The organism is Pseudomonas sp. OV226, assembly GCF_003148705.1.
GTDB lineage: Bacteria > Pseudomonadota > Gammaproteobacteria > Pseudomonadales > Pseudomonadaceae > Aquipseudomonas.
This window is the reverse complement of record NZ_QGGS01000003.1, coordinates 373,535-398,634: the sequence shown is the minus strand read 5'-3', so window position 1 is coordinate 398,634 and position 25,100 is coordinate 373,535. Positions and strand designations below refer to the sequence as shown.

Annotated in this window: 21 protein-coding genes, 1 tRNA gene and 1 pseudogene; 8 read left to right on the top strand and 15 right to left on the bottom strand. The window is 59.8% G+C overall.

Annotated features, from left to right (window positions below; all coding sequences use genetic code 11):
• Nucleotides 1–96 precede the first annotated feature (96 nt).
• From C7534_RS07820 to C7534_RS07810, 3 genes are all read left to right on the top strand, one after another.
• Nucleotides 97–183, top strand: a tRNA-Leu gene (locus C7534_RS07820).
• A gap of 355 nt (nucleotides 184–538) precedes the next feature.
• Nucleotides 539–1,549 carry an extracellular solute-binding protein gene (locus C7534_RS07815; RefSeq protein ID WP_109785443.1) on the top strand — a complete coding sequence of 337 codons (1,011 nt, stop codon included), beginning with the start codon at nucleotides 539–541 and terminating at the stop codon, nucleotides 1,547–1,549.
• The gene (locus tag C7534_RS07810; protein ID WP_109785442.1) at nucleotides 1,549–3,111 is read left to right on the top strand and encodes an ABC transporter permease; all 1,563 of its coding nucleotides are present in this window, start codon (nucleotides 1,549–1,551) and stop codon (nucleotides 3,109–3,111) included. The genes C7534_RS07815 and C7534_RS07810 overlap by 1 nt, the downstream gene beginning before the upstream one ends.
• A 118-nt stretch (nucleotides 3,112–3,229) precedes the next feature.
• On the opposite strand, the gene C7534_RS07805 is transcribed toward C7534_RS07810, so the two are convergent.
• From C7534_RS07805 to C7534_RS07750, 12 genes are all read right to left on the bottom strand, one after another.
• The gene (locus C7534_RS07805; protein ID WP_077432373.1) at nucleotides 3,230–5,164 is read right to left on the bottom strand and encodes a methyl-accepting chemotaxis protein; all 1,935 of its coding nucleotides are present in this window, start codon (nucleotides 5,162–5,164) and stop codon (nucleotides 3,230–3,232) included.
• A 150-nt stretch (nucleotides 5,165–5,314) separates the two neighbouring features.
• Complete coding sequence (locus tag C7534_RS07800; RefSeq protein WP_010464193.1) at nucleotides 5,315–6,607, bottom strand: adenylosuccinate synthase; 1,293 nt, start codon at nucleotides 6,605–6,607, stop codon at nucleotides 5,315–5,317.
• Nucleotides 6,608–6,660: 53 nt separating this feature from the next.
• Nucleotides 6,661–7,848, bottom strand: a complete 1,188-nt coding sequence (locus C7534_RS07795; RefSeq protein WP_109785441.1) for an ATP phosphoribosyltransferase regulatory subunit — start codon at nucleotides 7,846–7,848, stop codon at nucleotides 6,661–6,663.
• A gap of 314 nt (nucleotides 7,849–8,162) precedes the next feature.
• A complete protein-coding gene (hflC, locus tag C7534_RS07790) occupies nucleotides 8,163–9,032 on the bottom strand; it encodes a protease modulator HflC (RefSeq protein ID WP_046028408.1) in 870 nt (289 codons plus the stop codon).
• Nucleotides 9,032–10,201 carry an FtsH protease activity modulator HflK gene (gene hflK / locus C7534_RS07785; RefSeq protein WP_109785440.1) on the bottom strand — a complete coding sequence of 390 codons (1,170 nt, stop codon included), beginning with the start codon at nucleotides 10,199–10,201 and terminating at the stop codon, nucleotides 9,032–9,034. The genes hflC and hflK overlap by 1 nt, the downstream gene beginning before the upstream one ends.
• Before the next feature lie 96 nt (nucleotides 10,202–10,297).
• Complete coding sequence (gene hflX / locus C7534_RS07780) at nucleotides 10,298–11,599, bottom strand: ribosome rescue GTPase HflX (RefSeq protein WP_077432371.1); 1,302 nt, start codon at nucleotides 11,597–11,599, stop codon at nucleotides 10,298–10,300.
• Nucleotides 11,600–11,611: 12 nt separating this feature from the next.
• Complete coding sequence (hfq, locus tag C7534_RS07775) at nucleotides 11,612–11,872, bottom strand: RNA chaperone Hfq (RefSeq protein WP_007902656.1); 261 nt, start codon at nucleotides 11,870–11,872, stop codon at nucleotides 11,612–11,614.
• Between the two features lie 93 nt (nucleotides 11,873–11,965).
• Nucleotides 11,966–12,937: a tRNA (adenosine(37)-N6)-dimethylallyltransferase MiaA gene (gene miaA / locus C7534_RS07770; protein WP_109785439.1), complete on the bottom strand. Its 972-nt coding sequence runs from the start codon at nucleotides 12,935–12,937 to the stop codon at nucleotides 11,966–11,968.
• Nucleotides 12,937–14,847, bottom strand: coding sequence for a DNA mismatch repair endonuclease MutL (mutL, locus tag C7534_RS07765; protein ID WP_109785438.1), 1,911 nt, complete (start codon nucleotides 14,845–14,847; stop codon nucleotides 12,937–12,939). The genes miaA and mutL overlap by 1 nt, the downstream gene beginning before the upstream one ends.
• On the bottom strand, nucleotides 14,844–16,286 hold the full coding sequence (locus C7534_RS07760; RefSeq protein ID WP_109785437.1) for an N-acetylmuramoyl-L-alanine amidase: 1,443 nt from the start codon (nucleotides 16,284–16,286) through the stop codon (nucleotides 14,844–14,846). Before C7534_RS07760 ends, mutL begins: the two co-directional genes overlap by 4 nt.
• On the bottom strand, nucleotides 16,287–16,757 hold the full coding sequence (gene tsaE, locus C7534_RS07755; RefSeq protein WP_109785436.1) for a tRNA (adenosine(37)-N6)-threonylcarbamoyltransferase complex ATPase subunit type 1 TsaE: 471 nt from the start codon (nucleotides 16,755–16,757) through the stop codon (nucleotides 16,287–16,289).
• Nucleotides 16,745–18,244, bottom strand: coding sequence for an NAD(P)H-hydrate dehydratase (locus C7534_RS07750; protein WP_109785435.1), 1,500 nt, complete (start codon nucleotides 18,242–18,244; stop codon nucleotides 16,745–16,747). Before C7534_RS07750 ends, tsaE begins: the two co-directional genes overlap by 13 nt.
• A 63-nt stretch (nucleotides 18,245–18,307) precedes the next feature.
• Between C7534_RS07750 and queG the strand changes: the two genes are divergently transcribed.
• Entirely contained in the window at nucleotides 18,308–19,372 is a 1,065-nt protein-coding gene (gene queG / locus C7534_RS07745) for a tRNA epoxyqueuosine(34) reductase QueG (RefSeq protein ID WP_046028396.1), read from the top strand.
• Between the two features lie 107 nt (nucleotides 19,373–19,479).
• Here the strand turns inward: queG and C7534_RS07740 are convergent.
• Both C7534_RS07740 and orn read right to left on the bottom strand, forming a co-directional pair.
• Nucleotides 19,480–20,092 (bottom strand): annotated as a pseudogene (locus C7534_RS07740) (trimeric intracellular cation channel family protein).
• 181 nt (nucleotides 20,093–20,273) lie between these two features.
• Nucleotides 20,274–20,816 carry an oligoribonuclease gene (gene orn, locus C7534_RS07735; protein WP_046028395.1) on the bottom strand — a complete coding sequence of 181 codons (543 nt, stop codon included), beginning with the start codon at nucleotides 20,814–20,816 and terminating at the stop codon, nucleotides 20,274–20,276.
• A gap of 108 nt (nucleotides 20,817–20,924) precedes the next feature.
• On the opposite strand from orn, the gene rsgA reads away from it, so the two are divergent.
• From rsgA to C7534_RS07715, 4 genes are all read left to right on the top strand, one after another.
• The gene (gene rsgA / locus C7534_RS07730) at nucleotides 20,925–21,956 is read left to right on the top strand and encodes a small ribosomal subunit biogenesis GTPase RsgA (protein WP_046028394.1); all 1,032 of its coding nucleotides are present in this window, start codon (nucleotides 20,925–20,927) and stop codon (nucleotides 21,954–21,956) included.
• 212 nt (nucleotides 21,957–22,168) lie between these two features.
• Entirely contained in the window at nucleotides 22,169–22,576 is a 408-nt protein-coding gene (locus C7534_RS07725; RefSeq protein WP_046028393.1) for a TIR domain-containing protein, read from the top strand.
• Between the two features lie 2 nt (nucleotides 22,577–22,578).
• Nucleotides 22,579–23,538, top strand: coding sequence for a caspase family protein (locus C7534_RS07720; RefSeq protein ID WP_046028392.1), 960 nt, complete (start codon nucleotides 22,579–22,581; stop codon nucleotides 23,536–23,538).
• Nucleotides 23,538–24,023 carry a toll/interleukin-1 receptor domain-containing protein gene (locus C7534_RS07715; protein WP_109785434.1) on the top strand — a complete coding sequence of 162 codons (486 nt, stop codon included), beginning with the start codon at nucleotides 23,538–23,540 and terminating at the stop codon, nucleotides 24,021–24,023. Before C7534_RS07720 ends, C7534_RS07715 begins: the two co-directional genes overlap by 1 nt.
• 42 nt (nucleotides 24,024–24,065) lie before the next feature.
• Here C7534_RS07715 and motB read toward each other — a convergent pair whose 3' ends face one another.
• Complete coding sequence (gene motB, locus C7534_RS07710) at nucleotides 24,066–25,100, bottom strand: flagellar motor protein MotB (RefSeq protein WP_109785433.1); 1,035 nt, start codon at nucleotides 25,098–25,100, stop codon at nucleotides 24,066–24,068.

Genomic DNA, 25,100 nt, shown 5'->3' with positions numbered 1-25,100 from the left:
AAGCGTTTGATTTATTAAATCTAAATCAGGGGTTTACAGATCAAAACGCTCTCCGTATAGTGCGCCACATCAACAGCGGCAACGCTTGCGATAAATGCCCAGATGGTGAAATTGGTAGACACGCCAGCTTCAGGTGCTGGTGACCGCAAGGTCGTGGAAGTTCGAGTCTTCTTCTGGGCACCAATTCAAATTCAAGGTTACGACCTTGGATTTCACAAAAACCCGCGAAAGCGGGTTTTTGCGTTTCTGGCATCCGAAAACCTCCCCCCCCCTCAAGAAATACACGACCTGTAGCAGCTGGCGAAGCCTGCGTTCGGCTGCGAAGCAGGCGTAAATCCTGAACGCGCGGACTTCCTGGCACACCGCATCGCCTGATCTCACGACTGCTTCGCAGCCGAACGCAGGCTTCGCCAGCTGCTACAAGTGCTGAGACAGCCGCTCTAGCAGCCACTTCCCAGCACCGCAAGGCGCACTTGAGAAACAATATCGTTTATCATTGTTGCAAGATTTTGCAATGCGACAGTGAGGAACCCTGCGAATGATGTTTCAAAATACCCTGCGCCGCGGCCTGACCTTCACGCTCCTCGGCCTGGTACTCGCCTCTCCTCTCACCCAGGCTGCCGACCCGGTTTCCCTGACACTCTATAACGGCCAACACAAGGAAGTCGGTGACGCCATAGCCAAAGCGTTCGAAGCCAAGACCGGCATCCACGTCAATGTGCGCAAAGGCAGCAGCAACCAGCTCGCCAGCCAGATCATGGAAGAAGGCGATCGCTCCCCCGCCGATGTGATCTATACCGAAGAATCGCCGCCGCTGAACAAACTGGGCGAACAAGGCGTGCTCGCCAAGGCCGACGACGCCACGCTGGCGGTTTTACCCAAAGACTACGTCGCCGGCAATGGCACCTGGATTGGCATTACGGCCAGAGTCCGGGTCGTTGCCTACAACCCCAAGCTGATTGAAGAGAAGGACCTGCCAAAGTCGGTAATGGAATTCTCCAACCCGAAATGGCAAGGCAAAGTCGGCTTCGTGCCTACCAGCGGCGCCTTTCAGGAACAGGCCGTCGCGATCATCAAAGTGCACGGCATGGATGCAGCCGAAGAATGGCTGACCGGCCTGCGCGCATTTGGCAAGACCTACAGCAACAACATGGTCGCCCTGAAGGCCGTGGAGAATGGCGAAGTCGCCACCGTACTAGTGAATAACTATTACTGGTTCGCGCTGCAACGCGAGAAGGGTCAGCTCGATTCGAAACTGTATTACTTCACCGGCGGCGACGTCGGCGGGCTGATCACTGTTTCCAGCGCTGCCGTATTGAAATCCAGTAAACACCCCAAAGAAGCCCAGCAACTCCTTGCTTATATGGCCAGCGAAGAAGGTCAGCGCGTGATCACCCAGACCACCGCCGAATACCCGCTGCACAAAGGCATGGAATCGGATCGCGGCCTCAAGCCCTTCAGCGAACTGCAAGCGCCCGACGTCACGCCAGCCGATCTCGGCAACGCCGAACAGGCGCTGGACCTGGAACGCGATGTCGGCCTGAACTGATGAGCGCATCGTTATCCAGCCCCAACTCCGAGGGCTACGTGCCACGACGCAAACGGCCGTCAATCTGGCTGCTGCTACCGGTTCTGCTGCTGGTAGCGCTGAGCCTGCTGCCGCTGATGTACGTGGGACTCAAGGCCTGGCAAGCCGGTTGGGCCGAGGCGTTACATTTGCTGTGGCGGCCCTATGTGTTCGGACTGTTACGCAATACGCTGGCACTGATGGCTGGCGTGACGCTGTCATGTGGCGTGATCGGTTTGTCACTGGCCTGGTTGCTGGAACGCAGCAATCTGCGCGGGCGGCGAGTGTGGGGCGTGATTCTCTGCTTGCCGTTCGCCGTGCCGGCGTTTGTCAGCAGCTTTACCTGGGTCTCGCTGAGCGCTCACTTCGAAGGGCTGGGCGGGGCAATCCTGGTGATGACCCTGTCCAAGTATCCACTGGTATTTTTGCCGGTGGCGGCAACCTTGCGCAATCTCGACCCCGCTCTGGAGGAGTCCGCACGAACCCTGGGACAGAATCGCTGGGGGGTGTTTTTCAGAATCACCCTGCCACTGCTCTGGCCCTCGCTACTGGCGGGGGCCTTGTTGATTGCGCTGCACATGCTGGTGGAGTTCGGCGCCCTTTCAATCATTGGCCTGCAAACCTTTACCACGGCGATTTATCAGCAATTCGAGCTGGAGTTCAGCAATGCCAATGCCGCCATGCTCTCCGCCGTATTGCTGGCGCTGTGCCTGGTCTTGCTGTGGCTCGAACTGCGAGTGCGCGGCAAAGGTCGTCACGTGCGCACCGGTCAAGGCGCGGCGCGGCATGCGGAACAGGTCCGACTGGGGCGCTGGGCAGGTGCTGGACAGCTTTATTGCTTGACGCTGGCGATCATCGGCAGTGGCATTCCGCTGGGAATGCTTGCGTATTGGCTGGCGGTCGGCTCATCGGCCGCATTCCCGGTGGCGGCGATCGGCGAAGCCCTGCTCTCATCCCTGGCACTCTCTCTCGGTGGCGCCGCACTGTGCCTGATGCTGGCAGTACCGGTCGGACTGCTGGTGGTGCGCCATAAAGGGCAATTGGCAATCTGGGCCGAGCGCTTGCCGTACTTGCTGCATGCGCTGCCAGGGCTGGTGATTGCGCTGACGCTGGTGTATTTCGCCCTGCACTATGTGCCGGCGCTGTACCAGACATCGGCATTGTTGCTGATCGCTTATGCGCTGCTGTTTCTACCACTGGCTCAAGCGCCGATCCGCACGGCACTAAACAAGGCCGCACCACAACTGGAAGAAGCGGCACGCACCTTGGGGGCGTCGTCCTTCAGTGCGTTTTGTCGGGTGACCTTGCCGATTATCTTCCCGGCGCTGGGCGCGGCATTTGCGCTGGTGTTTCTGGACGCCATGAAGGAACTGACGGCGACGCTGCTGCTCAGCCCGACCGGGCTTAATACGCTGGCGACAGAGGTTTGGGCGCATACCGCGAACGTGGAGTTTGCGGCAGCGGCGCCTTATGCGGTGCTGTTGATTGTTGTGTCGGGATTGCCGGTTTATCTATTAACAACCCGGATGTATCTGAGCCGCTGAAATCGTTATCGCGGGCAAGCCCACTCCCACAGGTACTTCTGAGAACACACATGTTGTGCACAACAGATGACACCGCGGGAGCGGGCTTGCCCGCGACGGGGTCAGCCCAGACAACCCATCACGCCCTGAACTGCCCCAGGCTCGCCTTCAACTGTGCCGCCAGCCCATCCAGCACTTTGCCACTGGCCGTGGTTTCAACCACCGCTTGAGCCGCTTTCTCAGCCTGCGCATGGATGGTTTCAACTCGACCACGCACGGCCTGCGCCCCTTGCGCTTGATGGGCCGCGGCCTGAGTGGCCAGGCCAATCGCGGCATGCACCTGTTCGACTGACGCCTGCACCGACTGCTGCAACCGCGCACTGTCGCGCAACACCAGCAACCCTTCGCTGGCCTGACGCCCCGCCTGGCCAATCGCAGCCACCGCCTCACGCGCCCCCTGCTGCAAGGCAACGATGTGCGCCTGAATGTCGCCAGTCGAGCTCTGCGTTTTGCTTGCCAGCGCCCGTACTTCGTCTGCCACCACAGCAAACCCGCGACCGGTCTCGCCCGCACGCGCCGCTTCGATGGCGGCGTTCAGTGCCAGCAAATTGGTTTGCTCGGCGATCCCGTGGATTACCGTCAACACCACTTCAATCTGCTCACTCTGCTGCGCCAGCCGCTCGATGACTTTCGCACCGGTGTCGACCTGCCCGGCCAGCGCCTCGATCAGACTGCCGACTTTCGCCGAGGTCCGGGTGTTTTCATCAGTGGCCGAACGGATGTCCACCACCTGCTGCAAAGCGGCCTGCATGGCGTGACTTTCAGACTGGGCTTCATCGGCCATTTGCGACAGCGCCCGCAGGCTCTCGGCCACTTCATCGCGCTGCATGCCTGCGGCCTTGTCCGCCCCGGCGTTACGCAGGGTCATGGCGCCGATTTCCACACCGGTACGCTGAGCGACATCACCCGCCTCGCGCACAATCGGCTGCAACTTATCCACAAAGCGATTGACCGCCGAAGCCATGTCACCGATTTCATCTTTGCTGTTGATCTGCACACGCTTGGTCAGGTCACCCTCGCCCGCCGCCAGGTCATCCATGGCACTGATCAGCATCTTCAAGCGGTTGACCACCCGACGCCCGAGCACCACGGCCAGTAACAGCAGCACACCGCAACCGACCAGCGCCAGGAACATGCCGATGCGCCAGCGCAAGGTCGCTGCCGCTTCCTGCACCGTATTGGTGGTATTGGCTTTCATTTCGGAGGCGGTGGACTGAGCCGACTGCAATCGCGCACGCATGGCCGCCGCACTGTCTGCGGCCGCGCCCTTGAGGCTGTCGCCGACCAGTTGATCACTGCTGGCAATCAACGCCGAGAAGCGCTTGTCCAGGGCTGCCAGGTCGGTTTCCACCGAGGCAGTCGAAACCCCCATCACAACCTTGCCGATTTCCACGCCGTTGGGATTGATCGAGGCTTCGAGGTAGTAAACCGAAGGATCGTTCTTCGCCGCATCCAGCACCTTGTCCAGCGCCCGCTCGCCCTGCCCCTTTTCCAGCAAGGCCTTGTTGATCGGGTTTTCACGGTTGAGGTAGCGCGTCAGGTGCTGCCCCGTTGCATCGTCATAAACCACGAACAACACATTGGGATTACGCTGGGCCCGGCGGGCGAATTCAGACAGGGTTGGAACGTCGCTGTCCCACATTGCGCGGGGAGCGACCGAGGCCAGAAGCTGCGCCATGTCATTGGCGGAGTCCTTCAGATCCTTTTCCAGCGTCGCGCGCAACTGCGCCTGCTCCTCCTCCAAACGCGAGGACAAACCGGCCGTGAGACGCTGACGTGTGCTGGTCGAGAGGCTGTCGAGGCTCGACGTGACTTCACGCCCCGCCTGCTCGAGCTCGCCAGAAAGTTTTTGACTGTCGGCCCCCAGACGCACACCCAAATCGGCTTCCAGCGCGGTCACTGTGCTCCGGGTCAGGGCAACAGCCACCAGCACCTGCACCAAAAGGGCGATACCAAGGGTAACGAACACGGGCCGCAACAAACGGCTTTGTAACAGTGAGAGAACGGCTGACACTTATAATCCCTCTGCTTTGGCGCCATTAAATTGATGGCGCGCTGGAAGCGATGCTTTTAATCAACATCACAGCAAAGGTCATGCCGTCCCACAGGCAGAAACGACAAAGGGTCCTATTAAGGACCCTTTGTGTTTCACTTCAATGACTTATCAAGCAAACGGATGACGCAGAACGATGGTTTCGTTGCGGTCCGGGCCCGTCGAAATAATGTCAATCGGCGCACCGACCAACTCTTCAACGCGCTTGATGTAGTTACGAGCGGCTTGCGGCAGCTCTTCCAGCGTCTTGGCACCGACGGTGGATTCGGTCCAGCCCGGCATCTCTTCGTACACCGGCTCCAGGCCGATGTAGCTGTCGGCGTCAGTCGGTGCGTCGATCACTGCACCATCCTGGTTCTTGTAGCCAACGCAGATGTTGATGGTTTCCAGACCGTCCAGCACGTCCAGCTTGGTCAGGCACAGGCCCGAGATGCTGTTGACGTCGATAGCGCGACGCAGGATGACGGCGTCGAACCAGCCGCAACGACGGGCACGGCCGGTAGTCGCGCCGAACTCGTGACCACGCTTGGCCAGGAAAGCACCCACGTCGTCGAACAGCTCAGTCGGGAACGGACCCGAACCCACGCGAGTGGTGTAGGCCTTGGTGATGCCCAGGATGTAATCCAGGTACATCGGACCAAAACCCGAACCGGTGGCGATGCCACCTGCGGTGGTGTTGGAGCTGGTGACGTACGGGTAGGTACCGTGGTCGATGTCCAGCAGGGAGCCTTGGGCGCCTTCGAACATGATGTCTTTGCCAGCACGACGCAGTTCGTGCAGCTCAGCGGTGACGTCGAGCATCATCGGCTTGAGCAGCTCGGCGTATTCCATGCACTCGTCCAGCGTCTTCTGGAAGTCGATGGCCGGCTCTTTGTAGTAATTGACCAGTACGAAGTTGTGGTAATCCAGCAACTCGCCCAGCTTGGCGGCGAAACGCTCACGGTGGAACAAGTCACCGATGCGCAGACCGCGACGTGCCACCTTGTCTTCGTATGCCGGGCCGATGCCGCGACCGGTGGTGCCGATCTTCAGCTCGCCACGGGCCTTTTCACGGGCCTGGTCCAGCGCTACGTGGTAGGACAGGATCAGCGGGCAGGAAGGGCTGATACGCAGGCGCTCACGCACCGGCACGCCTTTCTCTTCCAGCTTGATGATTTCCCGCAGCAGAGCGTCGGGTGCAACCACCACGCCGTTACCGATCAGGCACTGCACGCCTTCGCGCAGCACGCCCGAGGGGATCAGGTGCAAGACGGTTTTCTCGCCGTCGATCACCAAGGTGTGACCAGCGTTGTGGCCACCTTGGTAGCGCACTACGGCGGCAGCATGTTCGGTCAGCAGATCAACGATCTTGCCTTTGCCCTCATCACCCCATTGGGTGCCCAGGACTACGACATTCTTACCCATAACACTTGTCCTCATTCGCGCAAACTTGGTGCCGGCAGCGCCGGCGGGAAAACTCAAGAGGCCAGTGGCGATACTTGCCAAAGCCCGTTCTGCAGAATCAATTGCCGGTCGCAGTCCGCTTCACGGGCGGCGGCCAAAGGTTGTCCAGGCAATGCCTGAACGACACGCTGACCCTCACTGCGCAACTGACAAACCTGCTGCCAGAGTGCCGTATCCGTACTGTCAGGCATCCAGATACCGCCAGACGGTAGCTCGATTTCAGCACGCCCCAGGGTCACCAGGGTTTTCAAATCAGTAGAGAAGCCAGTTGCCGGACGAGCGCGACCGAAGTCGGCGCCGATGTCGTCGTAACGACCGCCCTGGGCAATGGACTGGCCAACACCCGGTACAAATACCGCGAACACCACACCGGTGTGGTAGTGGTAACCGCGCAACTCGCCCAGGTCGAAGTACAGCGGCAGTTCCGGGAAACGCACGGACAGACGCTCGGCAATCGCCAGCAGGTCGTCCAGAGCAGCCAGAACTGGAGCCGGCGCATGCGCCAGACGCTCGCGGGCAGCGCTCAACACTTCACGGCCGCCACACAAATCAACCAGTGCACGCAGCATGCCCGACAAATCGGCAGGCAGGCCTTCGGTCAAGGTAATGACCTCATCGATGGCCTTGCGTTGCAACGCATCGAACAACTGCTGCTCGACTTCACCGGACAAACCGGCGGCGCGGGCCAGGCCACGGTAGATACCGACATGACCGAGGTCCATGTGCACATCCGGCACGTCGGCCAGTTGCAGCATAGCCAGCATCAGACTGATGACTTCCACATCGCTGCTCGGGCTGCCATCACCATACAACTCGGCACCCAACTGAATCGGGCTGCGAGAGGACGACAAGGCGCGAGGCTGAGCATGCAGCACGCTACCGGCGTAGCACAGACGGCTCGGGCCTTCACGACGCAAGGTATGCGCATCAATGCGTGCCACTTGCGGCGTGATGTCGACACGGAAACCCATCTGCCGGCCCGATTGCGGGTCGATGACCTTGAAGGTACGCAGATCGAGGTCCGAGCCCGCGCCGGTCAGCAGGGATTCCAGGTACTCGATATGGGGAGTCACGACAAACTCGTAACCCCAGCTCTGGAACAGATCCAACACCTGACGACGCGCTACTTCAATGCGCGCCGCTTCTGGTGGCAGTACTTCTTCGATGCCATCTGGCAGCAGCCAGCGGTCTACCGTCGCCATTACGCCATTCCCCTATGATCCGGGCGGCCAGCCCTCGGCCGAGCCTTGAGTGAAGCAGAAAATGATTGGCTCGTTGCACAAACCACGCGCATGAACAACGAAGCGAAAAGCCTTTTACCGGCTTCGCTAACCACTTTCCTCGAAAAATTGTCGAGCCATTCGACTCGGCGCCTGCCTAAAAACAGCAATCAAACGTGCAGACGCAAAAAAGCCGGGAATTTCCCGGCTGCCGCATCATACACACGTTTTCCCAAAGGATCACCCCGCCAGAGGCTTTAGCCGCCAGGCGGGGGACGATTCAGGTCAACGCGGTATCAAGGCTTGGCTTTTTCCAGGTAACGGAAGAAGTCGCTGCTTGGGTCCAGGACCATGACGTCGGATTTGTTCGCGAAACTTTCACGGTAGGCACGCAGGCTACGATAGAAACCGTAGAACTCCTGATCCTGGCCGTAGGCCTTGGAGTAGATCGCAGCGGCCTGGGCATCACCGTCACCGCGAACCTCTTCAGATTCACGATAGGCTTCAGCCAGCAGCACGCGGCGCTGACGATCGGCGTCGGCACGAATGCCTTCTGCCAGCTCGTTACCCTTGGCGCGATGCTCGCGAGCTTCACGCTCACGCTCGGTGCTCATACGCTCGAACACGCTGCGGTTCACTTCTTTCGGCAGATCGATGGCCTTGACCCGAACATCGACGACTTCGATACCCAGTTCTTTTTCCGCCATCTTGTTCAGCGAAGCAGTGATGTCAGCCATCAGCGCGTCACGCTCACCAGAAACCACTTCATGCAGCGTGCGCTTACCGAACTGGTCACGCAGGCCCGATTCCAGACGACGGGACAGACGCTCGTCGGCGATCTGCTTGAGGCCGGATGTTGCAGTGTAGAAGCGCTCGGCATCTTTCACGCGCCACTTGGCGAAGGCATCCACCATGACGGCTTTCTTTTCCAGCGTCAGGAAGCGTTGCGTCGGTGCATCCAGCGTCATCAGGCGTGCGTCGAATTTGCGCACCTGGTTAACGTAAGGCACTTTCACATGCAGGCCCGGCTGAACATCAGCCTGGACCACGCGACCGAACTGCAGCAACACCGCACGCTCGGTCTGAGCCACGATGTAGAAGCAGTTCCAGGCAGCGATTGCCACGACGACGCCAACAATAAGGGCGATCAGCGATTTATTGCTCATCAGCGGGTCTCCCTTGTGCGCGTTTGCGGCAGGTCAGTGACATGCGGCGTGACATCCGTGTTGCTGGAGGCTGCGGCCGAACCGGTTACCGGCGCATTACCGCCCGAACTGTTTTGAATCATCTTGTCCAGCGGCAAGTACAGCAGATTGCTTTGGCCATTCTTGTTGCCGGTCACGAGAACCTTGCTGGTGTTGCTGAAGACTTCCTGCATGGTGTCCAGGTACAGACGCTCGCGGGTGACTTCAGGGGCCTTGCGATACTCGGCAACCAGTTTGGTAAAGCGATCAGCCTCACCCTTGGCACGCGAGACGGTTTCGTCACGGTAACCATTGGCATCCTCGAGGATACGCTGGGCCTGGCCACGGGCTTCCGGCACGACGCCGTTGGCATAGGTTTCAGCCTGGTTACGCGAACGCTGCTCGTCTTCACGGGCACGGATCACGTCATCGAAGGCTTCCTGGACTTCACGCGGTGCCGCTGCGTTCTGAACGTTGACCTGCGTTACGGTGATACCGGTGCGATAGGTATCCATGAAGCGTTGCAGACGCTCCTTGATCTCGCTGGCCATCAACTCACGACCTTCAGTCAGTACCTGGTCCATGGCGGTAGAACCCACCACGTGGCGCAAGGCACTATCTGTCGCTTGCTGCAGGCTGACTTCCGGTTGATCCACATCCAGCACGAAATCCTGCAGGTTGCTGATCTTGTATTGCACGGTCAGCGGCACTTCGACGATGTTCTCGTCTTCGGTCAGCATCTGCCCCTGCTTGGTGTACGAACGCTCTCGCGTAACGTTTTCCAGGTACTTCTTGTCGATCGGCGGGAAATAGATATTCAGGCCCGGGCCGACGGTTTCGTAGTACTTGCCGAAGCGCAGCACCACGGCTTGCTCCTGCTCGTCGACGACGTAAACAGCGCTGTACAGCCACACGGCCGCCAGCACGACAAGGCCGATGCCGAGCAGGCCGCCAAAGCCGCCACTCTTGCCCGGACCACCGCCGCCATCACCACGTTTTTTACCACCACCGAACAACCCGTTCAGGCTTTCCTGCAGCTTTCGGAAGGCCTCGTCGAGATCCGGTGGTCCCTTGCGGTCGCCGTTATTACGACGCTTGCCACCCCAAGGATCCTGATTATTCGAGTTGCCACCCGGCTCATTCCAAGCCATAGCGCTCTCCATCTGATAAAGCAAAGACGCACCCACGGCGCGCCGACCAATGCTACAGAATGCCTGTCACCACGACACAACCGCTTTCTCAGGCTTTTATTGCAAAGTGTGTTGCTCGATGAAGTCATTGGGCTGCAAACCTTCGCGGCTCACCAGTCGATTCAACTCGGCTCGTGGCAAACGAACGGCCAGCAAACTGATGCCTTCGTCATCGTGTTCTTCTTTCTGTACCGCACCGAGTTCGAAAAACTGTGCCCGCAGTCGAGCAAAGCGGCTCGGCAAGCGCAAGGTACCGATAAACAATTCACTGCCGAGTAACTCGGCAATGGCTTGTTCAAGCAATTCCAGACCAGTGCCATCACGCGCCGACAGCCAGACCCGCTGGGGTTTGCCGTTTTCGTCGCGCTGGATTTGTGGCTCAACGCCTTCAAGCAAATCGAGTTTGTTATAGACCTCGAGTATCGGCAAGTCCTGGGCACCAATCTCACCCAGCACCACCATCACCTGCTCGATCTGCAACATGCGATCTGGTTCGGCCGCATCGATCACGTGCAACAACAGGTCGGAGTTGCTCGACTCTTCGAGGGTAGACCGAAATGCCTCGACCAGCTTGTGGGGCAAGTGGCGAATGAAACCTACAGTGTCCGCCAGGACAATCGGCCCCAGATCGTCTAAATCCAGACGGCGCAGGGTCGGGTCCAGCGTGGCAAACAATTGGTCAGCCGCGTAGACGTCGGATTTCGTCACGTTATTGAAGAGCGTGGATTTACCGGCGTTGGTATACCCCACCAGTGACACGGTAGGGATATCCGCACGCATGCGGCCACGTCGAGACTGTTCACGCTGGCTGCGCACTTTCTCCAGCCGGCCCTTGATCTGTCGCAGGCGAACCCGCAGCAAACGGCGGTCGGTTTCCAGTTGCGTTTCACCCGGGCCACGCATGCCGATACCGCCACCTTGGCGTTCAAGGTGGGTCCAGCCACGAACCAGCCGGGTACTCATGTGGTCAAGCTGGGCCAGTTCTACCTGGAGCTTGCCTTCATGGGTACGGGCGCGTTGGGCGAAAATATCGAGAATCAGACCGGTACGGTCGATCACGCGACACTCGAAAACACGTTCGAGGTTACGTTCCTGACTGGGCGTGAGGACGTGATTGAAAATCACCAGATCGGCCTCTTCGGCCTTGACCAGGTCGCGTAGCTCCTCGACCTTGCCGCTGCCAATCAGGAATTTGGCGGTTGGCCGATGACGCGGCACGTTAAAAAACGCAACGGTCTCGGCGCCCGCCGAATTAGCCAATTCCTGAAACTCCTGCGGATCTTCGCGCGCCTCAGGGTCCTGTCCATCCAAGTGAACGAGGATTACTCGCTCACCACCACCGTGGCGCTCAAAGAACAAAGGAGACTCCTATCAGGCGTTACCTGGCTCAGCGTCACCCGCTTCGGATTCGGTTGCGCTTGGCAGACGAATTGGACGAACCGGTACCACTGTCGAGATAGCGTGTTTGTAAACCATTTGGCTAACGGTGTTTTTCAGCAGGATAACGAACTGGTCGAAAGACTCGATCGTGCCTTGCAGTTTGATCCCGTTGACCAGGTAGATGGACACCCCAACTTTCTCTTTACGTAAAGTATTCAAGTAAGGGTCTTGTAGCGAATGCCCTTTTGACATGTGCCGCACTCCTTTAAGGATTCAATATAAAAAATAGGTAAACAGATGGCTTTAGCCGTCACACCCCCAAGGATAGACGGCAATTGCAAGGACTCAGCTCAATATGGAGATGGTCCCCAAGTATTTCAAGGCGCGCGGCAGATTGTCGCAATCGAGGCTGTCCAACCAGTGTAAATCAGCCCAACTGCGCAGCCAGGTGAACTGACGCTTTGCCAATTGGCGCGTGGCAATGATTCCACGCTCCTGCATCTCGGCTTGTGTCAGCTTGCCATCCAGGTAATCCCAGACTTGTCGGTAGCCTACCGCACGTATAGACGGCAACCCTGAATGCAGGTCACTTCTCTTACGCAGGGCTACGACCTCGTCAATGAATCCCTGTTCCAACATTAAAGTGAATCTTTGTTTAATTCGCTCGTGCAATACCTGACGATTTGCCGGTGCAATGGCCAAGTTCGCGACAGTATAGGGCAATTGTTGCAGTCCCGAGGCGGCTGCTTCAGTACTTTGCACAGATTGTCGCAACCTGAGCTCAGTCATGCTCTGACCACTGACGCGATAAACTTCCAGTGCGCGACTGAGTCGCTGCGGATCGTTTGGATGAATACGCGCAGCGGACTCGGGGTCGATGACTGCCAATTGCTCATGCAGCGCTTGCCAGCCAAGGCGTGCAGCCTCTTCTTCGATTTGCGCACGGACGTCCGGATCGGCAGCGGGCATGTCCGCAAGACCTTCCACCAACGCCTTGTAATAGAGCATGGTGCCGCCCACCAGCAGCGGAATTTTTCCGCGCGCGGTGATCTCGGCCATGGCTTGCAGGGCATCCCGGCGGAAATCAGCCGCCGAATAGCTCTCAGCCGGGTCGAGAATGTCGATCAGGCGGTGTGGGAATTCGCTCAGGATTTCTTTCGACGGTTTAGCCGTGCCAATGTCCATGCCACGGTAAACCAGCGCCGAATCGACACTGATCAACTCGCAAGGCAGGACTTTGGTCAGTTCGATGGCCAGGTCGGTCTTGCCCGCTGCGGTCGGGCCCATCAGGAAAATCGCAGGAGGGAGCTGGCTCATCAACGACCGCGCAAGAACAGTTTGTCCAGATCGTCCAGGCCCAATTGGGTCCAGGTCGGTCGGCCATGGTTGCATTGACCGCTGCGCTCGGTGTTTTCCATGTCGCGCAGCAGGCCGTTCATTTCCGGGATCGCCAGGCGTCGATTCGCCCGAACCGCGCCGTGACAGGCCATCGTCCCGAGCAGCTCGTTCAGATGCGCCTGAATCCGGTCGCTGGTGCCGTATTCCATCAGATCAGCCAAGACATCACTGACCAAGCGATTGGCTTGCGCTTGCTTGAGCAAAGCAGGAATCTGCCGGATGGCCAGGGATTCCGGCCCCAGACGCTGCAATTCGAAGCCAAGGCGCTGGAACCACGCGATGTGCTCTTCGGCACAATCGGCCTCACGCTGGCTGACGGCCAGCGATTCCGGCACCAGCAGCGGCTGGCCGCTCAGGCCTTCGCTGGCCATGGCTATTTTCAAGCGCTCGTACATGATCCGCTCATGGGCCGCGTGCATGTCCACCAGCACCAGCCCTTGAGCGTTTTCCGAAAGAATGTAGATCCCTTTGAGCTGCGCCAGTGCATAACCCAGCGGCGGAATATCGTCTTGCCCGGCCGGCAGGGCGACCGCATTGGCCTCGGGCAATGGCGCGAAAAATTCACGATAGGCAGCCTGGGCTTCCGCGACCGGCACGCCGGACTTAGGCCGTGGCGTGTATTGGTACTGATAACCGGCGCCGGCGCCCGAGCCCGCTGGGGGATTGAACGATGGCTGCGCCTGCGGCTGCTCCAGCAGCGCATTGGCGGCCAGACGCATTTCACCCTGCGGGCCGAACTCGCCGGCGTCGAGGCCGGTAGGTCGAACGATGGCCGTTTCAACCGGTGCGGCCAGATGGTCTTCCGGCCGCACATCGCCCAAGGCGCGGTGCAAAGTGCCATAGAGGAAGTCGTGAACCATGCGCCCGTCACGAAAGCGAACTTCGTGTTTGGTCGGGTGCACGTTGACGTCGACGCCCGCCGGATCCACTTCAAAAAACAGCACAAATGTCGGATGCCGGCCATTGAACAGCACGTCGCGATAGGCCTGGCGCACTGCGTGAGCCACCAGTTTATCGCGCACTGCGCGGCCATTCACAAAGAAGTACTGCAAGTCGGCCTGGCTGCGGTTGAACGTCGGCAGACCGACCCAGCCCCACAAATGCAGGCCGTTGCGCTCGATTTCGATCGGTAATGCCTGCTCCAGGAAACCCGAGCCACAAATGGCTGCCACACGCCGGGCACGGGCCGCATCGTCGTGGGCTTCGTGCAGACTGAGAATGGTCTTGCCGTTATGGCGCAGATGAAAGGCAACATCGAAACGCGCCAACGCCAGACGCTTGATCACTTCTTGCAGATGATCGAATTCGGTTTTTTCGGTCTTGAGGAATTTGCGCCGCGCCGGGGTGTTGAAGAACAGATCGCGCACTTCCACGGACGTGCCCACCGGATGGGCTGCCGGCTGCACGCGAGGCGCCATGTCCCGGCCTTCGGTTTCGACCTGCCAGGCCTGATCGGCGTCGCGGGTGCGGGACGTCAGTGTCAGGCGCGCCACGGAGCTGATCGAGGCCAGTGCTTCACCGCGAAAGCCCAGGCTCATGACCTGTTCAAGGTCTTCCAGGTTACGGATCTTGCTGGTGGCGTGTCGGGCCAGTGCCAGCGGCAGGTCATCGGCAGAAATGCCGCTACCGTCATCGCGCACCCGCAGCAGCTTGACGCCGCCCTGCTCGACATCGACATCGATGCGCTTGGCGCCGGAGTCGAGGCTGTTTTCCAGCAATTCCTTGATCACCGAAGCCGGGCGCTCAACCACTTCACCGGCGGCAATCTGGTTCGCCAGTCGCGGGCTGAGCAGTTCGATGCGAGCGCTGTTGATCACGACCTGATTCATTCTTTGGCCGCCAACTCAGTGCCAGGAATGGTCAGGTGCTGACCGATCTTGAGCTCATCACTGGACAGGTTGTTGGCGCTGCGCAGCGTGGCCGGCGAGACCTGATAGCGTACGGCGATCATCGCCAGGGTCTCACCCGGACTCACCCGGTGATCACGGGGGCCCTGGGCGATTTTGCCGGAGTCACGCAGCCAGGCAATGTAGGTGCCCGGTGGCGGATTCTGCTGGAAGAACTGGCGCACGCCGCTGCTGATCGAACGCGCCAGCGCCTGCTGATGATTCGAGGAGGCCAGTTTGGAAGCTTCGTTGGAGTTGGAGATGAACCCGGTTTCCACCAGGATCGACGGGATGTCTGGCGACTTCAGCACCATAAACCCGGCTTGTTCCACACGCTGCTTGTGCAGTGGCGTGACCCGCCCGATGTTGCTCAGGACTTTCTGGCCGACGTTCAGGCTGGACGTCAGGGACGCGGTCATCGACAGGTCAAGCAGAACGCCTGCGAGCATGCGGTCCTTGTCATCGAGGCTGACGTTGCCGGCACCGCCGATCAAGTCGGAGCGGTTTTCACTGTCCGCCAGCCAGCGGGCCGTTTCCGAAGTAGCGCCACGATCAGACAGGGCAAACACCGACGCACCGAAGGCGGCGGCCGACGGCGCGGCGTCGGCGTGGATCGAAACGAACAGGTCGGCGCCTTTCTTGCGGGCAATTTCAGTACGTCCGCGCAACGGGATGAAGTAGTCGCCGGTACGGGTCAGTTCGGCACGGAAGCCTTTCATGCCATTGACCTGACGCTGCAATTCACGGGCGATGGCCAATACCACGTCTTTTTCCTTCTGGCCGCGAGAGCCTGAAGCGCCCGGGTCTTCACCACCGTGGCCGGCGTCAATCACCACAAGGATGTCGCGCTTGCCAGCCGGTGCCGGTGGAAGCTTGATCGCAGGCTCAACCGGCGTGACTGGCACTGCCGGCATCGTGGCGACCGAAGGGGTTGGAGTCGGTGTCGGCGTGGGAGACGGCGCGGCATCGCCGGCGCTATCAAACAGATCCACCACCAGTCGGTTGCCGTACTGAGCGTTCGGTGCCAGGGAGAAGCTTTTCGGGGTCACGGCCTTTTTCAGGTCGATGACCACCCGCAAGTCGGTCGGCGTGCGTTGAGCCGAGCGCATGGCAGTGATCGGAGTATTGGAGGTGTTGACGTTCAGCGGCGCGCCGAGTGTCGCACCATTGATGTCGATTACCAGTCGATCCGGGGCAGTCAGCGTGAACACGCTGTGTTGCACGGGCCCTGTCAGGTCGAACACCAGCCGTGTGTTGTCTGGCGCCCGCCACAGGCGAACACTGTTGACCTTCGCATCGGCCAAAGCGTCGACGGTCACCGCCAAAAACAACAATCCTACGGCAGCTACCATCGCGCGAAAGCGCATACCTGACCCCATCATTTAATTGGATTCCAATGCCAAAGCGGCACACCAAATCTCGCCACGCGAGCCTTGGGATAAAATTTTCAGCGAACGCCCGCTGTCTTGCGGGCTAATGGTAATGGTCAGGTCGGGCTTTGGCAAAAAGCCTGCACCTTTATCGGGCCATTCGATCAGGCACAGGGCGTCGTCGTCGAAATAGTCGCGAATACCGAGGTACTCCAGCTCTTCCGGATCGACCAAACGGTACAAGTCGAAATGGAAGGCACGAATGTCGCCGATCTCATAGGGTTCAACCAGGGTAAAGGTCGGACTTTTCACGGCGCCTTCATGCCCCAAACCGCGAATGATGCCCCGTGACAGCGTGGTTTTCCCCGCCCCCAGGTCCCCTTCCAGAAAAATCAGACCGTGCCCTTCGGTGGTTTTTGCGATACGTGCGCCAAATGCAGTCATCGCCTCTTCATCAGCCAGGTACAGGGTTACTTCAGACACGGTGCTTGCTCCTCCAACAACTGACGAATGGCCGGGATCAGATCACTGGCCGCCAGCCCACGGCCGAATTTACCTTGTTGCTCACCCGCATTGGCATGCAACCAAACCGCCAGACAGGCGGCGTCGAACGCCTGCATGCCTTGGGCCAGCAACGCGCCCACCAGACCGGCCAGCACATCGCCCAACCCGGCGGCGGCCATCGCCGGATGCCCCTGATGACACAACGCCAAACGCCCATCGGGGCTGGCGATCAGACTGCCGGCGCCCTTGAGCACCACGGCAGCTGTATATTTTTTGCTCAACGCATGCGCCGCCGCCGGGCGATCAGCCTGCACCTGGGCGGTGCTGATCCCCAGCAATCGCGCCGCTTCGCCCGGATGCGGGGTGATCACGCAATCCTTGGGCAGTCTCACGTGCTCTTCGGCCAGAAGGTTCAACGCATCGGCGTCCCAGACTTGCGGCAACGGCGCATTGGCGGCCGCCGACAGCAAACTGCGCCCCCAGGCAACCTGCCCCAAGCCCGGACCGACCACCAGCACGGACACTTTTTGCAGCAGTTCCATCAACTGATTGGCCGACGAAGTGCCCAACACCATGGCTTCCGGAATTCTCGCCAGCGCGGCTGGCACATGTTCACTGCGGGTTGCCACCGAGACCATGCCGGCACCGCTGCGCAGCGCGGACTGCGCGCTCAGCAGGATCGCGCCACCCAAACCGCGATCACCACCGATCAGCAACACATGGCCGAATTTACCTTTATGAGAAGTCGGGGATCGGGGCGCAGGACGCGGCAGGTTACCGGCCGTCAGACGACGAGCGCTGATCGCCGCAACTTCAATGAGCTGTGGATCGGCGTGCAAATCATTGAAAACCAGGTCGCCGACCACATCCGCGGCATCGCCGGTGAACAGCCCCAGCTTTAATCCAATGAAGGTGACGGTGAGCTCGGCTTGTACTGCAATACCGAGGACGCGACCGGTATCGGCGCACAGACCGGAAGGGATATCCACCGCTGCCACCGGCAACCCACAGGCATTGATCGCCGCGATGGCGTCGGCGTAAGGCGCTCGCACCTCACCCGTCAGACCTGTGCCCAGCAATGCGTCCAGCACGATACCGCTTAGTTGGGCTTGTGCTTTCCAGGCGTCGATAGAGACGCTCTCGGACACTGCCTCGGCATGCGCCAACGCCGCATCACCCTGCAATCGCTGGGGATCACCCACCGCCAGGATGCGAACCAACCAACCCGCACGCTTGGCCAGCACCGCAACCAGATAACCATCGCCAGCGTTATTGCCGTGACCGGCCAGCACAGTGAGTTCATTGGCCGACGGCCATTGACGGACCAGCGCACGCCAGGTCGCCCGTGCGGCGCGCTGCATCAATTCGAAGCCCGGTGTGCCGGCCGCGATCAGGCTCGCATCGAGCCCTCGGACCTGCGCGGCGCTGTACAGCGCGTCGGGTAAATCATCTTTAGTGTGCGGCATGCGTCTTCAGGCTCCGATGTCTGGCAGAATTATACGCACCTCAGCTCCGGTTTCTCTCGCCTCATGCCCGCAATTACTACAGACCTGCCCGCCCTCGCCCAATCCATCAAGGACTGGGGCCGCGAGCTGGGCTTCCAGCAAGTCGGCATCAGCGGCCTCGACCTGGCCGAGCATGAGCAGCACCTGGAGCGCTGGCTCGCCGCCGGCTACCACGGCGAAATGGACTACATGGGCGCCCATGGCAGCAAACGCTCGCACCCGGAAGAGCTCGTCCCTGGCACCTTGCGCGTGGTTTCCCTGCGCATGGACTACCTGCCGGGTGACACCCAGATGGCGCAATTGCTGGGAAAACCGGAAAAAGCCTATGTGTCGCGTTATGCCTTGGGCCGCGATTACCACAAGTTGATCCGTAAACGCGTGCAACAACTGGCCGATAAAATTCAGGCCCAGATCGGCCCGTTTGGTTTCCGCGCCTTCGTCGACAGCGCCCCGGTGCTGGAAAAAGCCATCGCCGAACAGGCCGGTCTTGGCTGGATCGGCAAAAACACCCTGGTCTTGAATCGAAAGGCCGGCAGTTACTTCTTCCTCAGCGAACTCTTTGTCGATCTGCCACTGCCGGTCGATCCGCCCCATGCCACCGAACATTGCGGCCGCTGCACTGCGTGTCTCGACATCTGTCCGACCAATGCGTTCGTCGGCCCCTACGTGCTGGACGCCCGGCGCTGCATTTCCTACCTGACCATCGAACTGAAAAGCGCGATCCCGGAAGATTTACGCCCCTTGATCGGCAACCGCGTGTTCGGTTGCGATGACTGCCAGATCGTCTGCCCGTGGAACCGCTTCGCCCGCCCCTCCGGCGAAAGCGACTTCAAGCCACGGCACAACCTGGACAACGCCGAACTGGCCGAACTGTTCATGTGGGACGAAGACAAATTCCTCAGCAGCACCGAAGGCTCGCCTTTACGCCGGGCCGGTTACGAGCGCTGGCTGCGTAACCTGGCGGTGGGGTTGGGCAATGCGCCGTCGAGCATTCCGGTGCTGGAGGCACTGAAGGCGCGCAGGGATTACCCATCGGAGTTAGTGCGCGAACATGTCGAGTGGGCGCTCAAGCAACACGGACTCCTGTAGCAGCTGCCGAAGGCTGCGTCCGGCTGCGTAGCAGTCGCCTTCCCGGAAAGCGAGTCCTGCGGCCTCGGACGCAGCCTTCGGCAGCGGCTACAGGGACCGTGTAGGCCTTAAGCCTCGTCGTTGTAGACGAACTTCGGCATTTGCCCAATGAAAACGAATCGCCAGCAATCGCAGCAGGAAGCCACCAAACAGCGTGATCAAAATCGCCTGCTCACCGGGTAATTGCAGGTAGATGCAGAGCATGTAGCACCACGCTGCCGCGAACGAGACGCTGGCGTAGAGCTCGCGGCGAAAGATCAGCGGGATGTCGTTGCAGAAGATGTCGCGCAGGATGCCGCCGAACACCCCGGTAATCACGCCGCTGACCGAAGCCACCAGCATGCCGTGGCCCATTTCCAGCGCGGTCATGCAGCCGATCAGGGTGAACGCCACCAGGCCCACGGCGTCGAGCACCAGGAACAGGGAACGCAGGTGGCGCATCCAGCGCGCGGTGAACACCGTGACCATGGCCGCGACCGAGGTCAGCACCAAGTATTCCGGGTGCTTGACCCAAGTCAGCGGGTAGTGCCCGAGCAATACGTCACGCACCGAACCACCGCCCAGCGCCGTGATGCAAGCGATCAACACCACACCAAACCAGTCCATACCGCGACGGCCGGCAGACAGCGCGCCCGTCATGGCTTCGGCGGTGATGGCGATCAGGTAAAGCATCAGCAACATGGCGGCGGTCCTTGCAGAAAGGCGCGCAGTCTACTCACTTCACCGAGGCACCAAAAGAGGGCGATCATCGCGCAGGACCGCGTCGCCTGCATCGCGGGCAAGCCTTGCTCCTACAAAATCAGCGCGGACAACGCACTTGTAGGAGCAAGGCTTGCCCGCGATGGCGTCACCCGAGACTCAATCAGAACTTGATGAAGTTCTTGCGGTAGTGCTGCAACTCGGCAATCGATTCGCGGATGTCGTCCAGCGCCAAATGAGTGCTACCTTTTTTGAAGCTGTCGCGCACGTCCGGCGCCCAGCGTGCGGCCAGCTCTTTGAGGGTCGATACGTCGAGGTTGCGGTAGTGGAAGTAGCTTTCCAGGGATTTCATGTGCGTATAAAGGAAGCGGCGGTCCTGGCAGATGCTGTTGCCGCAAATCGGCGACTTGCCTTTCGGCACCCACTGTTCCAGGAAGGCGATGGTCTGGGCTTCGGCTTCAGCCATGCTGATCCGGCTGTCACGAACGCGCTGGGTCAAGCCCGAGCCGCCGTGTTGGCGGGTGTTCCACTCGTCCATGCCGGCGAGGATTTCGTCGCTGTGGTGAATGGCGATCACCGGACCTTCGGCCAAGGTGTTCAGGTCACTGTCGGTGACGATGGTGGCCATTTCGATGATGACGTCGGTATCAGGGTTCAGACCGGTCATTTCCAGGTCGATCCAGATCAGATTTTGCGAGTTTTGCATGTGTCGGCTCCTAGGCAATGCTGCGCAGTTTAGCCTAGGCAACCGGCGGGGCGTGCTAAACTCGCGGCCGTTTTACCTAATCGCTGCATTCTTTGATACGGAACACCCATGGCCAAACGCCAACTCAATCGTCGTCAAAACTGGCGCATCGAAAAGATTCAGGGCGAACGCGCTGCCCGCGCCGCCAAACGCGAGTCCTCGGCTGTCGAGGCACTTGAGGGTGGCGACCTGGGTCCGGAACAGACCGGCCTTGTGATCGCGCACTTCGGTGTGCAGGTCGAAGTCGAGGCGCTGGATGGCGAACTGGCTGGCCAGGTGTTCCGCTGTCACTTGCGTGCCAACCTCCCGGCACTGGTAACCGGCGATCAAGTGGTCTGGCGCGCCGGCAACCAAGGGATCGGCGTGATCGTGGCGCAACTGCCGCGTAAAACCGAACTCTGCCGCCCGGACAGCCGTGGTCAGCTCAAGCCTGTGGCCGCCAACGTCGACATGATCGTCATCGTCTTCGCCCCGCTGCCCGAGCCTCACGCCAACCTGATCGACCGGTACCTGGTCGCCGCCGAGCACGCCGGTATCCGGCCGTTGCTGCTGCTGAACAAATTCGACCTGATCGACGAGCAGAACGCCCCGGCGCTGAATGCCTTGCTGGCGGTCTACCGCACGCTCGGTTACCCGGTGCTGGAAGTATCGGCGCACCACGGCAATGGCATGGAGCAACTGCAGGAACAACTGGACGGACGCATCAGCGTGTTCGTCGGCCAGTCCGGTGTCGGCAAGTCGTCGCTGGTCAACAGCCTGCTGCCGGAAGTCGAAGCCCGTGTCGGCCCGCTGTCCGAGTTGTCCGGCCAAGGCACCCACACCACGACCACCGCGCGGTTGTTCCACTTCCCCGGTGGCGGTGAGTTGATCGACTCCCCGGGTATTCGTGAATTCGGCCTGGGCCACGTCAGCCGTGCCGATGTCGAAGCCGGTTTCATCGAGTTCAACGACCTGATCGGCACCTGCCGCTTCCGCGACTGCAAGCACGACCGCGAACCGGGTTGCGCGCTGCTCAAGGCCCTCGAAGAAGGCCGCGTGCAGCAGCAACGGATGAACAGCTACCGCTCGATCATCGCCAGTTTGCCTGAAACCAGTTACTAAACAGACGTATCGGCAGCCTCACGCCTGAGAGGCTGCCGATTACAAATCCCCGCCCTGCAAAACTCCCCGCGTTTTAAACGTCAGACCTTTCGGTCAGCCTGGCGCCTACCTGCTTGCAGGATGTTTCTCTTTATCCGCGCAGGTCTTGCGGGGGCAATTCAGACGCCTAAATTCGGTTCCTCTTCGCACTGTCGCGATACCGAGGGACAACCATGCAAACCTACCATTTGTTCATCAGCCATTCGTGGAACTACTCTGACGCGCACGACAATCTGGTGCGACTGCTCACTGCGCAACCATCGTTCCAATTCAAAAATTTCTCAGTTCCTCCGCACAACCCGATTGTCGGCGCACAAACCGACAAACAACTTGAAGAAGCCATCGAGAACAAGATCCGCCCCTGCTCGGCGGTGCTGATCATGGCCGGCATGTACTCCACCTATAGCAAGTGGATCAACAAGGAAATCGAGATCGCCAAGCGCATGGGCAAGGTGATTATCGCGATCAAACCATTTGGCGCCGAGCGGATCTCCACGGTGGTGCGGGACGCGGCACATGCCGAATGTGCGTGGAACACCAACAGCATCGTCAGTGCGATTCGCCTGCATACGGCGGGGTGATCATGCGCAAGGGACTGTTTATCGGCATCAATCATTACACGCATGTCGCGCCGCTCACCGGCTGTAACAATGACGCCATCGCCATGGCCTCGATATTGGAGCGGCATGCGACGGGCAAACCCAACTTCAAAAACCTGGTGCTGACATCTGCCGAGGAGTACCTGAGTCGCCAGATGCTGGAAGAGAACATCAAGCAATTGTTTTCCGGCGACTGCAATGTGGCACTGCTGTACTTCGCCGGACATGGCCACTTCGAAAGCGGTATCGATGAAGGCATGCTGATTCCCCAGGATTATCGCTGCAGCAACGATGGGATTCGCATCAGCGACATCCTTCAGTGGGCGAACGCCGCCGACAAGATCAAAAACAAAGTCATCATTCTCGATTGCTGTGAAGCGGGTGCCGCGGGCGAAATGCGCAGTCTGCGCGGGGGCGCCAGCATGATCGGCGAAGGCATGACGATATTGACCGCCTGCAAGAAAGCCCAATCAGCCCTGGAAGAATCCGGCCACGGCGTGTTCACCGGGCTGCTGCTGCAAGCGCTTCACGGCGGTGCCGCCAACGTATTGGGCCAGATTACGCCCGGCAGCCTGTATTCGTTCGTAGACAACGCGCTGGGCGCCTGGGATCAACGTCCGGTGTTTAAAACCAACGTGTCGCAATTCATCGCCCTGCGCGACGTCCCGCCGCTGATCCTGGAAGAAATACTGAGCCAGTTACCCGAATGGTTTCCCGAGGCCCAGTCTGTGTACGCCCTCGACCCCAGCTACGAGCCCACCGAAGCCACGTATGACCCGGACCACGGTCACATCTTCAAGCAGCTGCAAAAGTGCAATCGCCATAGCCTGATCGAACCGGTGGATGCCGAACACATGTACTACGCGGCCATCAACGCCACCGGATGCCGCCTCACCGCGCTCGGTGCCTATTACCGCGAACTCGCGCTCAAAGGACATTTCTGATGCCCGTGTTTATCAGCTACCGCCACACCGACCGCGCCTATGCGATGGCCATTAACACGCGCCTGACGCAAGCGAACATCAAGACCTACCTCGACGTGCTGGACCCGGAGTCGCAGACCACTGAAGACATCACCACTGTGATCACACGCAATATCACCGAATGTACGCACCTGATGGCCGTGGTCTCGGAGCAGACTGCACAGTCGTGGTGGGTGCCGTTCGAAATCGGCGAGGCCACCATCAGCAATCGAAGAATCTGCTCGTACAAGATCGGCCCCAGCGCACTGCCGCAGTACCTCGATAAATGGCCGAAATTGAGCGGCGAGAACGACATCAACTTCTTTATCGATGCCTATCGCGAGGAGTTGCTCTCCAAGCGCTCGATGGGGCTGGAGTCGTTCAGCGAATCCGTTCGCGGCACTCACCGGCGTGATGCCGAACTGTTCCATGACCAGCTCAAGAACCGCATTCGACGGGGTTTCTGACTGGCACAAAAAAGCCGACATCGCTGTCGGCTTTTTTGTGGGTCACTGCTTCGGCGGTTCCGCCGGTTTCGGTGGCGGGTTTTCGAAGAGATTCAAACGTTCGCGAAGCTCATGGGCCGGCAGCGGTTCTTTATCCGCCGGCAATGCGATTGGATCGACCGGTTTGGCCGGCACTTCGCCCGGGCCGCCCTGCCCTTGGGCTGGCGCCTGCTCTGGCGCAGGTTCTACACCTTGCGAACCTTCAATGGCCTTTTGGGCTTTCTTGGTCAGCACCACGATGTCGATCCGGCGGTTGACCGGATTGAACGGGTTTTCGCGATCGAACAGCGCCGACGAGGCATAACCGACTACCCGCGCCACTTGCTGATCGGGATAGCTGCCGGCCACCAGCGCACGGCGAGCGGCGTTGGCACGGTTGGCCGAGAGTTCCCAGTTACCGAAATCACCGGTGCCCGAGTACGGTTTGGCATCGGTGTGGCCGCTGATGCTGATCTTGTTCGGCACCGCTTTGATGGTGTCGGCCATGGCCAGCAGGATGTCTTCGAAATACGGCTTCAGGCGCGCACTGCCGGAATCAAACATCGGCCGGTTTTCGGCGTCCATGATCTGGATGCGCAAACCGTCCGGTGTGATCTCGAACAGGATCTGGTCCTTGAATTTCTGCAGCTGCGGATTTTCATCGACCTTGTTCTGCAATTCTTGCAGCAACAGTTCCAGGCGCTCCTTTTCAACCAGCTCGGCCATCCCTTCGATCTGCTCGGTGTCGACGGTGACTCTGTCTGGCTGAGGCTGGGACTTCACCTCAGGGTTGAGGGTCTTCTCCGGCGCCAGGGTGGGCGAACCACCCAGATCAATGATGAACGGGGTGCCACTTTCGGTGAAGCCGACCGGGTCCTTGAAGTAACCGGCGATGGCAATCTTCTGTTCTGGTGTTGCGGTGGAGAGCAGCCACAGCACCAGGAAGAACGCCATCATCGCCGTCGCGAAGTCCGCGAAAGCGATTTTCCAGGAGCCCCCGTGATGCCCGCTCGCGTATTTCTTGACGCGCTTGATGATGATCGGCTGGTTATTTTCCAT